Raw genomic sequence first — 9,401 nt, forward strand, 5'->3', positions numbered from 1 at the left:
TCGGAAAGGGGGCGGGCGGAACGCCTCTCGGGCTTTTGATCCGAGGGCGCTTGAGCGCTGCGCTAGAAGTCGCGGCGCGGATGACGCTCTGCCACCAGCAGGCGCACCTCAAGCCGGTTGATCATGTGGTTCATCACCACCGCCAGCAGCAAAACCGGTACGATGCCATAGAGCAGCCAGACCGCAAAGAAGATCCACAGCAGGTTCACAGCCATAAAGCTCAACGTGGTCCTCAGCAGATCAGTGGTATCTCGCGAGTCATCATGGTTTTTCATATCACCCCTCCAGGCAGGCAATCGTCGCTCAACATAGACGAAAAGGGGTAAACCGATGGTAAAGTGCCGGGACATTCGCGGCTCTGGCCGCTGTTTTTACCGGCTGGCTTGCGCTCGGGCCGCTGCGAGCGCCTCTGGCAGGGCCGCGGCAAAGGCATCGCGGTCCGTCTTGGGGCCGCAACTGATGCGGATGCAGCGGTTTTGCGGCGCGGCAAAGGGCATGCGAACGAAAATGCCGCGGGCGACGAGCTCATCCAGCACCGCCTTGGCAAAGGCGCCGTCCGCGCCGCAGTCCACAGCCACGAAATTTGCCGCCGAAGGCAGCGGTGTCAGGCCCTGGCTCCGGGCGATGCGGGCGATGTCCTCGCGTGCCACGGTGATTTCCCCTTGCACCTGTGCGAGCCATTCGCGGTCCAGAATCGCGGCGGTGGCCCCGATTTGGGCACAGCGGTTCATGCCGAAATGGTTGCGCACCTTGTTGAAACCGGAAATCACGTCTGTCGCGCCCATCGCATAGCCAACCCGGGCGCCTGCCATGCCATAGGCCTTGGACAGCGTGCGCATCCGGATCACGCGCGAATCGTCGATCGCCACCGGGGCGGCGGTGCCGTCGGGGGCGCATTCCACATAGGCTTCGTCCAGAACCAGCAGGCTGTCCGCGGGCAGATCGTCCAGGGCTGCGACGATATCGGCGCCCCGGTGCCAACTGCCCATCGGATTGTCCGGATTGGCCAGATAGACCAGTTTTGCCTTGACCTCATGCGCCTTGGCGAACAGGGCTGCGATATCTTCGTGATCGTCGCGATAGGGCACCGTATGCAGGATACCGCCAAAGCCGGCCACATGATAGTTGAACGTCGGATAGGCGCCCAGCGAGGTCACCACCGCGTCGCCCACCCCAACGTATAGCCGGACGAGATACCCCAGCAGGCCGTCAATACCCTCGCCGACCATGATATGTTCCGGCGCGATGCCATGCAGGTCCGACAGGGCCTGCCGCAACGCGTGGCTCTCAGCGTCGCCGTATTTCCAGATCTCGCCCGCCGAGTCCGCCATGGCCGCAACCGCCTTGGGTGAGGGGCCAAAGATGTTCTCATTCGCCCCAAGCCGCGCCACAAAGGGCGCGCCACGGGCCCGTTCATGGGTTTCCGGCCCGACGAAGGGGACCGAGGCCGGCAGGGATTGGGCGAGCGGGGTTTGGCGCATATCTGTCATGGGTCAAGACCTAGCCGGGCGTCTGCGCCCAGGCAAGAGGCCTCGGTCGTGATCGTGCCCTCGCGTCAGGCTGGTCAGCGGCTGACAAGACAGGCAAGCTGGGCGCGCAAGCCGACACAGCAGGCCGCGCGATGATCGAGGAGGCACTACCATGGCACAGGACCCACAGGCGCCACAGGCACCGGCAGAACAGGACCCACCCCGCGTTACGGTTGCGCTGCGCGACCATGTCGCCCATGTCACGCTGAACCGGCCCGACAAGATGAACGCGGTGGACAATGCGATGATCCGGGCCATCATCGCCGCGGGCAAGGAGGTGGCCCGGTCTGACGCACGGGCGGTTGTGTTGTCCGGGGCGGGCAAGAGCTTTTGTGCCGGGCTTGATGTCATGAGCTTTGCCGCCATGGGGCAGATGACGGACAAGGCCTGGATCATGGAACGCACCGAGGGCGTATCCAATGATTTTCAGGCGGTTGCGATGATCTGGCACCAATTGGAAATTCCGGTGATCGCGGCGCTGCAGGGGGCGGTTTACGGCGCCGGGCTGCAAATCGCATTGGGGGCGGACATTCGCATCGCGGCGCCGGACGCCCGGCTTGCGGTGATGGAAATGAAATGGGGACTGGTGCCGGATATGGGCGGCATGGCCCTGCTGCCGCGATTGCTGCGTTCGGATGTGCTGCGACAAATGACCTATACGGCGACCCCGGTTGCGGCCAGCCAGGCGGCCGATTGGGGGCTTGTGACCACGATCAGCGACGACCCGGTCGCCCAGGCGCAGGATCTGGCGGCTCAGATTGCCGGCAAGGGGCCAAACGCCATCCGCGCCGCAAAGCGCCTGATCGCCTATGCCGAAAGTGGCGCCCCACAAAGCGAGGTCCTCTTGCGGGAAAGCGCCGAGCAGGCCGCGCTGATTGGCGAGCCGGAACAGATGGAAGTGGTCATGGCCAACCTGCAAAAACGCCCGCCCGTTTTCAAATAGCCGGTGCCGGGCGCTGCACAGACCGAGACAGACATCGGCTCGCGGCCTTCGGACAGGTTGCCTCTCGACAGGCCACGGCACCAACGACAAAGGCCGCGCCAGCGGCACGGCCTTGTCAGACATGGCGGTGGCCTAGATCGAGGCGCGGTAAATCTTGTCGATATTGGAGCCAAGGGCGCTGTGATATTCCGCATCGGACATCCCGGCGTTCAACCCTTCGGTCAATGCGCGGCTGAAAGAGGCGATCATCTTTGTGTTCTTGGACAGGCGTGCACAGGCGTCATCGGTGGAATAGCCACCCGACAGCGCAACCACGCGCACAACCGACGCATGATCCGCGAGGCTGTCATATAGCCCGGCTTCGTCCGGGATCGTCAATTTTAGCGCAACTTTGGTGCCCTCGGGCAGCGCATCAAGCTGGGCGGCGATCTCCGCCTTCAGCAGGGCCTCGGCTTCGGATTTCGTGGCGGAGTGAATATCCACTTCCGGTTCGATGATCGGCACCAGACCCGCCTTGGCGATCTGCAGCCCGATTTCGAATTGCTGGGCGACGATCTGCTTGATGCCGACCTCATTCGCCTCTTTCACCACAGAGCGCATCTTGGTGCCGAAAATGCCGGCCGCGACGGCGCGGGTCAACAGCGCGTCCAGACCGGGGATCGGCTTCATCAGCTGAACGCCATCGCTGGCCTCTTCCAGCCCCTTGTCGACCTTGAGAAACGGCACGACGCCACATTTTTCCCACAGGTATTGCGGCACGGCGATGCCCTCAATTGCAGCATCCATGGTTTTTTCAAACAGGATCGCACCGAGGATCTTGTCGCTGTTGAAATCCGGCGCGGTAATGATCCGGGCGCGCATCTTCTGGATTTCGGCGAACATTTCCTCGTCGTTTGAGTAGGCATCCTCCATCACACCATAGAGCTTGAGCGCCTTGGGGGTGGACCCGCCGGACTGATCCAGCGCGGCAATGAAGCCTTTGCCATTGGCGATCCTGTCAAACTGTTGCTCATGGGTTGCGGTGTCTGTCGCCATGACGCGCGGCCTCCTTGGGAGAAATCATTAAATGGATATTGCGCCCGTTCTATACCGGCGCTTGTGACAGAAACAACAAATGGTTTCAGATGGTTGCGCTAACGTAAAAAATATCAGCCCTGAGTGAAGGATTTGCAGGCGTCGACAGCGCGCCGCCCTGGTTCGGCAAGAATGAAGCTCCATAAGGCAAGCGGTTTGGCCCCGAACCGACCCGTTGGAGCCACCAAAATGCGATCAAGACCGCCCCGGGGCCAGGCCAACCCAACAAAAGCCTGCGGAACATCATGGTGTGGGGGGCAGCGTCTCGCCGGTTACACCAGTGTTCAACGGCGCTGGAGCCAAGAGCCCGGAGCCAAGGGACAGGGGCTTCGTGACCTTGGGACCGGGTGCGGATCTGTTGGCCTGCGCAACCAGTGGCAATGGCCGGGATCTTGGGCGGGCGTGACCCTAGGCCGCCGCGGCTGCCGTGGTGGACATGAAATGTTTCAATGCGGTATGCGGCGCGCAGCGTTCGGGCGTGCGTCCGGCAAGTTTTACGGTGTCAAACAGCACCGTCAGGGTCAGGTCGCTGAACGACAGGCTCCAGTAGCGCGCATCCATGGCCGCCCAACGGGCCGCTTTTTCGCTGCCGCAGATCTCGGTCACGTTCCAGGCCGAGACGGGATAGGCCGCGTCGGACAGTTCGTCGACATTCATCGGATCGACCTTGAATTCCAGGACGTCGCTGAATTCCAGAATAGCGAGACCTCCACCGTCGATCGGTGCAACCTCGTAGCACAGCAGGAGTGTGTCCCCGTCAAAGAAAATCGCCGGAATTTCTTCCGTTCCGATGACCGGGAACTCCTCCCGGGGCTCTTTGCCTGTCTCTGGCATGTCGTCGTCTCCACTGGCCGTCCTGGCCTGCTCCCAGTCTTCGCGATGAGTCGGAATTTAACAAAAATGAACTGCCAAATCGCTAACGCCGATCAGTGGCTGGTTTGAATAGTGAAACGGCTGGACACGGAGACGGAGTTGCCGGCGGGGTCTTTGCGATTGGCAAAGGCATAGCCATCGCCCTTGTGTATCGGCCCAAAGGGGTAGCCCTTGTCGGCGGCGACTGTGGTGAAAGCGATGACATCCTTGACGTCAAAAACCAGTTTGACGCAGGCTTGACCCTCTTTTTGGCCTTTGGCGGCAGCGTGCAGCAGGATTGGAATGCCTTGGCTGGCCGGGCTCAGCTCGACAATCCTGTCTCCGGGCAACTGGATGCGGTGATAGCCGAAAAGACGACAATAGAAGTCGGTCATCTCCTCGATCCGTTTGGTATAGAGGACGATACGTCCCAGTCCCGCCTGCATCGGACACTCCGCTTTGTATTTTGCCATCTGGCACAATCTTGCAGCTCGGGGCGCGTCTGCCAAGGGGCGGCCCGAGCTGCAGTAGACATGCAAAAGGGCGCCCACCAGGGACGCCCTTGAACCTCAGAGGGCCGCGAGTGTGCGTGCGACCGCTGCGTGCATCTGGATCAGACCAGCCGGGAGGCTTCCTTGGCGGCGCGCACGAAATCCTTGAACAGCGGGTGCGGGTCCAGTGGTTTGGATTTCAATTCCGGGTGGAACTGAACCCCAATGAACCAGGGGTGATCGGTCCATTCAACGATTTCCGGCAGGCGGCCATCCGGGCTCATGCCTGTGAATTTCAGACCGCAGGCTTCCAGTTTCTCACGGTATTTGATGTCCACCTCATAGCGGTGACGGTGCCGTTCCTCGATCTCGGTCGACTCGTAGACATCCGCAACCCGGGAGCCTTCGATCAGCGCGGCGTCATAGGCGCCCAGACGCATGGTTCCGCCCTTGTCGTCCTCTTCGCTGCGGCTGATCTTGTGGTTGCCCTGCACCCATTCCTTGAGGTGATAAACCACGGGTTCGAACCGTTTCTTGCCCGCCTCATGGTCGAATTCCTCAGAGCCGGCCTCGGCAATACCGGCCACGTTGCGGGCCGCTTCGATCACCGCCATCTGCATCCCGAGACAGATCCCAAGGTAGGGGACCTTGTGTTCACGCGCGTATTGTGCTGCCTTGATCTTGCCCTCGGTGCCGCGCTCGCCAAAGCCGCCGGGCACCAGAATCGCGTGAAATCCCTGCAGATGAGGTGTGGCGTCTTCCTTGTCGAAAAGTTCCGCATCGACCCATTCGATCCGCACCTTGACCCGGTTGGCCATACCGCCGTGGGTCAGGGCCTCGGCGATGGATTTGTAGGCGTCTTCCAGCTGGGTGTATTTGCCGACGATGGCGATTTTGACCTCGCCTTCGGGGTTGTAGATCCGGTCGGCCACATCTTCCCAACGGTCAAGCACCGGACGCGGGGCAGGGGCGATGCCAAAGGCATCGAGCACGGCCTGATCCAACCCTTCGCGGTGATAGGCCAGTGGCGCCTCGTAGATGGATTTCAGATCCTGCGCGGCAATGACGCTATCAGCGCGCACGTTGCAGAACAGCGCCAGCTTTTCGCGTTCCTTGACCGGGATCGGCCCTTCGGAGCGGCAGACCAGAATGTCCGGCGCCAGCCCGATGGAGCGCAGTTCCTTCACCGAGTGCTGGGTCGGTTTGGTCTTCAGTTCGCCCGACGCCTTGATGTAAGGCAGCAGCGTGAGGTGCATGAAGATACACTGACCGCGTGGCTTGTCCTGGCTGAACTGGCGGATCGCTTCGAAGAAGGGCAGTCCTTCGATATCGCCGACCGTGCCGCCAATCTCGCAGAGCATGAAATCGACCTCATCCTCGCCGATGGAGATGAAATCCTTGATCTCGTCGGTGACATGCGGGATCACTTGGATCGTTTTGCCGAGGTAGTCGCCCCGGCGTTCCTTTTCCAACACGTTGGTGTAGATCCGCCCCGAGGAGATCGAGTCGGTCTTGCGCGCCGGCACGCCCGTGAACCGCTCGTAGTGACCAAGGTCGAGGTCGGTTTCCGCGCCATCGTCGGTGACGAAGACCTCGCCGTGTTCAAACGGGCTCATGGTGCCCGGATCGACGTTCAGATACGGATCCAGCTTGCGCAATCGCACCGAGTAGCCCCGGGCCTGCAGCAGCGCGCCAAGGGCGGCAGATGCCAGCCCCTTGCCGAGTGATGAAACAACACCGCCAGTGATAAAGATGAAACGCGCCATGTTTTCGGCTGCCCCCGTGAGATCGTGTCAGGTACAAATCGGTTCAGTCACGACCCGGTTCACCCTGCGGTTTTCCTGGTCGATCAGCTGCCCGGCGGTTTGGAAAAACCGCAGCATCACGGGGCTTCACAACTATCAGATTCGCAACGCATGCGCAAGGGAACCGCAAGATGCTGTTACGGTTCCCGAAAGTTTATCTAAGTTTTGTAGGTTAGTCGGCGCTGGGGACCAGCGGCGCATTCTCGGACGGGCTGGGCGGCAACAGATCACTGCCCAGAGGAGAGGTCGGCGCCGTCGGCGCGCCGTCGTTGGTCGGGCTGGTCAGGCTGTCGGTGATCGACGAGCCTGCGGATTTTTGCGCCGCCAGAACGGTCAGGGTGATCGAGGTGCCGATGAAGGCAACCGCGAGAAACCAGGTGATCTTGCTCAGCGCGGTTGCAGCCGCACGCCCGCTCATGGCGCCACCGCCACCGCCGCCACCCATGCCAAGGCCACCGCCTTCCGACCGTTGCAGAAGCACAACGGCGATAAGGCCGAGGGCCAGGAGAAGATGGATGATGAGAACGACGTTTTCCATAGGACCCTGCGGCTGTTGGCTGAGTATCGGGCGGTTCATAGGGAAGATTGCCGGGCGGGGCAAGGGCCGAGTTGCAGTCGCCGTCCCAGGGCGGTGATGCGGGCCATCTGATCGGGCCATGTGATCCGGCGGGCCGCCGCGCTGTTTTGGCCCAAGCGGCAGATTTGGCCGGAGCGGCGGAACTGGCCCAAGCGGCAGAACGCCGGCGCGCTTGTCTCAATCTGTGCCATGTTCGCTCTGCATCTATAGCCATGTTCGCTCTGCATCTATATATGTCTCTATCGCGTGGGTCCGTTTGCCTGCCGGACCCTCTGCCTGTCCGTCTGCAGTGCGGGGTGCTGCGGGGCAGGCGTGCACGGGGCACAATGGCCGCCAGAGCGGTCGCCCGGAGCGGTCACGGGCAGGTCACGGGCAGGCTACCGGCACGACAAAGCCAAATTCCTCTGAAATTGCGGTTTCATCGGGCGGATCGCCTCGCTATACGGGGTTTCGGTTTCAACCCGCATGTAAAGGACCGGATATGGCCAATGTTGTCGTTGTCGGCGCCCAATGGGGCGATGAGGGGAAAGGCAAGATCGTTGACTGGCTCAGCGAACGCGCGGATGTGATCGCGCGATTTCAGGGTGGTCACAATGCCGGCCATACGCTCGTTATCGACGGCAAGGTCTACAAGCTTCACGCGCTGCCCTCGGGTGTCGTGCGAGGGGGCAAGCTTTCGGTGATCGGCAACGGTGTGGTGCTGGACCCCTGGCACCTGCTGAATGAGATCGCGACTGTGCGGGCGCAGGGCGTGGAGATCACGCCCGAGACGTTGATTATTGCGGAAAACACGCCGCTGATCATGCCCTTCCACGGTGAATTGGATCGCGCCCGCGAGGAGGCAGCCTCCAAGGGGACCAAGATCGGCACCACCGGTCGCGGGATCGGCCCCGCCTATGAGGATAAGGTCGGACGTCGCGCCATCCGCGTCGCCGATCTGGCTGATGCGGCCACCCTAGAGGCGCGTGTGGATCGCGCGCTGCAGCACCATGATCCCCTGCGCAAGGGGCTCGGTGTGGAGGCCATCGACCGGGATGCGCTGATTGCGCTGCTGAACGAGGTCGCAGGCGAAATCCTGCCCTTTGCCGCACCGGTCTGGAAGGTGATGAACGAAAAGCGCAAGGCCGGAAAACGGATCCTGTTCGAGGGCGCGCAGGGCGCGCTGCTGGACATTGATTTCGGCACCTATCCCTATGTCACCTCGTCAAATGTGATCGCGGGCCAGGCGGCGACAGGGGTCGGGATCGGCCCGAATTCGATCGATTACGTGCTGGGGATCGTCAAGGCCTATACCACCCGCGTCGGTGAGGGGCCTTTCCCGACCGAGCTGGAAGACGAAGACGGCAACCGGCTGGGCACCCGTGGCCATGAGTTCGGCACCACTACCGGGCGCAAGCGGCGCTGCGGATGGTTCGATGCCTGTCTGGTGCGCCAGACCTGCGCCACCTCGGGGATCAACGGGATCTCCTTGACCAAGCTTGACGTGCTGGACGGGTTCAAGACCTTGAAGATCTGTACCGGCTACGAGCTGGACGGCGAACGCATGGACTATCTGCCCACCGCCGCCGATCAGCAGGCGCGCTGCAGGCCGATCTATGAAGAGATGGAAGGCTGGAGCGAGTCGACCGAAGGGGCGCGCTCCTGGGCGGATCTGCCGGCCAATGCCATCAAATATGTGCGGCGTGTCGAAGAGCTGATCGATTGCCCCGTCGCGCTTCTGTCCACCAGCCCGGAGCGGGAGGACACGATTCTCGTGACCGACCCGTTTGCCGACTGATGGCAGAAAAAGACGGGTTGAGCTATCGCGCGCGCCGGACCTGGGCACTGGTGATCCTGCTGTTGGGGATGCCGCTTTATATCGTTCTGGCGGTGACCATCCTCAACCTGCTGGGGCGTCCGCCCCTGTGGCTGGAGCTTTTGATCTATGTCGGGCTTGGGGTCGCCTGGGTGTTGCCGTTCAAGTTTGTCTTTCGCGGCGTTGGCAAGGACGACCCGGATGCGCTGCACGATGAGCATTCCCGGTAAAGCCTGAGCCGAGGGGACTGTGCGGCGGGGTCTCCCGCCCGGCCTTCCCTGTTCCTGGCGGAACAGATCGCCCCGTTGGGCCTGGCGCCGCGCCCCCAGCGGGGG

Annotated in this window: 10 protein-coding genes; 3 read left to right on the forward strand and 7 right to left on the reverse strand. The window is 62.1% G+C overall.

Features of this window, described 5'->3' with window-relative positions; all coding sequences use genetic code 11:
- Positions 1-62 precede the first annotated feature (62 nt).
- Both TRIHO_RS02000 and TRIHO_RS02005 read right to left on the reverse strand, forming a co-directional pair.
- Complete coding sequence (locus TRIHO_RS02000; RefSeq protein WP_068239980.1) at positions 63-275, reverse strand: hypothetical protein; 213 nt, start codon at positions 273-275, stop codon at positions 63-65.
- Positions 276-371: 96 nt separating this feature from the next.
- Positions 372-1,490 carry a pyridoxal phosphate-dependent aminotransferase gene (locus TRIHO_RS02005; RefSeq protein ID WP_068239981.1) on the reverse strand — a complete coding sequence of 373 codons (1,119 nt, stop codon included), beginning with the start codon at positions 1,488-1,490 and terminating at the stop codon, positions 372-374.
- A 151-nt stretch (positions 1,491-1,641) separates the two neighbouring features.
- Between TRIHO_RS02005 and TRIHO_RS02010 the strand changes: the two genes are divergently transcribed.
- A complete protein-coding gene (locus tag TRIHO_RS02010; RefSeq protein WP_068239982.1) occupies positions 1,642-2,472 on the forward strand; it encodes a crotonase/enoyl-CoA hydratase family protein in 831 nt (276 codons plus the stop codon).
- A 132-nt stretch (positions 2,473-2,604) separates the two neighbouring features.
- On the opposite strand, the gene TRIHO_RS02015 is transcribed toward TRIHO_RS02010, so the two are convergent.
- The 5 genes from TRIHO_RS02015 to secG all read right to left on the reverse strand — a co-directional run bounded on the left by TRIHO_RS02015 (position 2,605) and on the right by secG (position 7,232).
- Complete coding sequence (locus TRIHO_RS02015) at positions 2,605-3,507, reverse strand: fructose bisphosphate aldolase (RefSeq protein ID WP_068239983.1); 903 nt, start codon at positions 3,505-3,507, stop codon at positions 2,605-2,607.
- A gap of 447 nt (positions 3,508-3,954) precedes the next feature.
- Positions 3,955-4,380, reverse strand: coding sequence for a hypothetical protein (locus tag TRIHO_RS02020; RefSeq protein ID WP_068239985.1), 426 nt, complete (start codon positions 4,378-4,380; stop codon positions 3,955-3,957).
- 92 nt (positions 4,381-4,472) lie between these two features.
- Positions 4,473-4,871 carry a VOC family protein gene (locus tag TRIHO_RS02025; RefSeq protein ID WP_232367683.1) on the reverse strand — a complete coding sequence of 133 codons (399 nt, stop codon included), beginning with the start codon at positions 4,869-4,871 and terminating at the stop codon, positions 4,473-4,475.
- 140 nt (positions 4,872-5,011) lie between these two features.
- Positions 5,012-6,655 (reverse strand): CTP synthase, encoded by a 1,644-nt coding sequence (locus TRIHO_RS02030; RefSeq protein WP_068239987.1) that lies wholly within the window; start codon positions 6,653-6,655, stop codon positions 5,012-5,014.
- A gap of 211 nt (positions 6,656-6,866) precedes the next feature.
- The gene (secG, locus tag TRIHO_RS02035; RefSeq protein WP_068239989.1) at positions 6,867-7,232 is read right to left on the reverse strand and encodes a preprotein translocase subunit SecG; all 366 of its coding nucleotides are present in this window, start codon (positions 7,230-7,232) and stop codon (positions 6,867-6,869) included.
- A gap of 520 nt (positions 7,233-7,752) precedes the next feature.
- Here secG and TRIHO_RS02040 point away from each other — a divergent pair.
- The gene (locus TRIHO_RS02040) at positions 7,753-9,048 is read left to right on the forward strand and encodes an adenylosuccinate synthase (protein ID WP_068239990.1); all 1,296 of its coding nucleotides are present in this window, start codon (positions 7,753-7,755) and stop codon (positions 9,046-9,048) included.
- Positions 9,048-9,296 (forward strand): DUF2842 domain-containing protein, encoded by a 249-nt coding sequence (locus TRIHO_RS02045; protein WP_068239991.1) that lies wholly within the window; start codon positions 9,048-9,050, stop codon positions 9,294-9,296. The genes TRIHO_RS02040 and TRIHO_RS02045 overlap by 1 nt, the downstream gene beginning before the upstream one ends.
- The last annotated feature ends 105 nt before the right edge of the window (positions 9,297-9,401 follow it).

The sequence above is a fragment of the Tritonibacter horizontis genome, assembly GCF_001518015.1.
Classification (GTDB): domain Bacteria; phylum Pseudomonadota; class Alphaproteobacteria; order Rhodobacterales; family Rhodobacteraceae; genus Epibacterium; species Epibacterium horizontis.

Bases quoted from the DNA above. Each gene is read 5' to 3' on its own strand.
- TRIHO_RS02000 (WP_068239980.1), bottom strand. From the start codon at position 275: ATGAAAAACCATGATGACTCGCGAGATACCACTGATCTGCTGAGGACC.
- TRIHO_RS02005 (WP_068239981.1), bottom strand. From the start codon at position 1,490: ATGACAGATATGCGCCAAACCCCGCTCGCCCAATCCCTGCCGGCCTCG.
- TRIHO_RS02010 (WP_068239982.1), top strand. From the start codon at position 1,642: ATGGCACAGGACCCACAGGCGCCACAGGCACCGGCAGAACAGGACCCA.
- TRIHO_RS02015 (WP_068239983.1), bottom strand. From the start codon at position 3,507: ATGGCGACAGACACCGCAACCCATGAGCAACAGTTTGACAGGATCGCC.
- TRIHO_RS02020 (WP_068239985.1), bottom strand. From the start codon at position 4,380: ATGCCAGAGACAGGCAAAGAGCCCCGGGAGGAGTTCCCGGTCATCGGA.
- TRIHO_RS02025 (WP_232367683.1), bottom strand. From the start codon at position 4,871: ATGGCAAAATACAAAGCGGAGTGTCCGATGCAGGCGGGACTGGGACGT.
- TRIHO_RS02030 (WP_068239987.1), bottom strand. From the start codon at position 6,655: ATGGCGCGTTTCATCTTTATCACTGGCGGTGTTGTTTCATCACTCGGC.
- secG (WP_068239989.1), bottom strand. From the start codon at position 7,232: ATGGAAAACGTCGTTCTCATCATCCATCTTCTCCTGGCCCTCGGCCTT.
- TRIHO_RS02040 (WP_068239990.1), top strand. From the start codon at position 7,753: ATGGCCAATGTTGTCGTTGTCGGCGCCCAATGGGGCGATGAGGGGAAA.
- TRIHO_RS02045 (WP_068239991.1), top strand. From the start codon at position 9,048: ATGGCAGAAAAAGACGGGTTGAGCTATCGCGCGCGCCGGACCTGGGCA.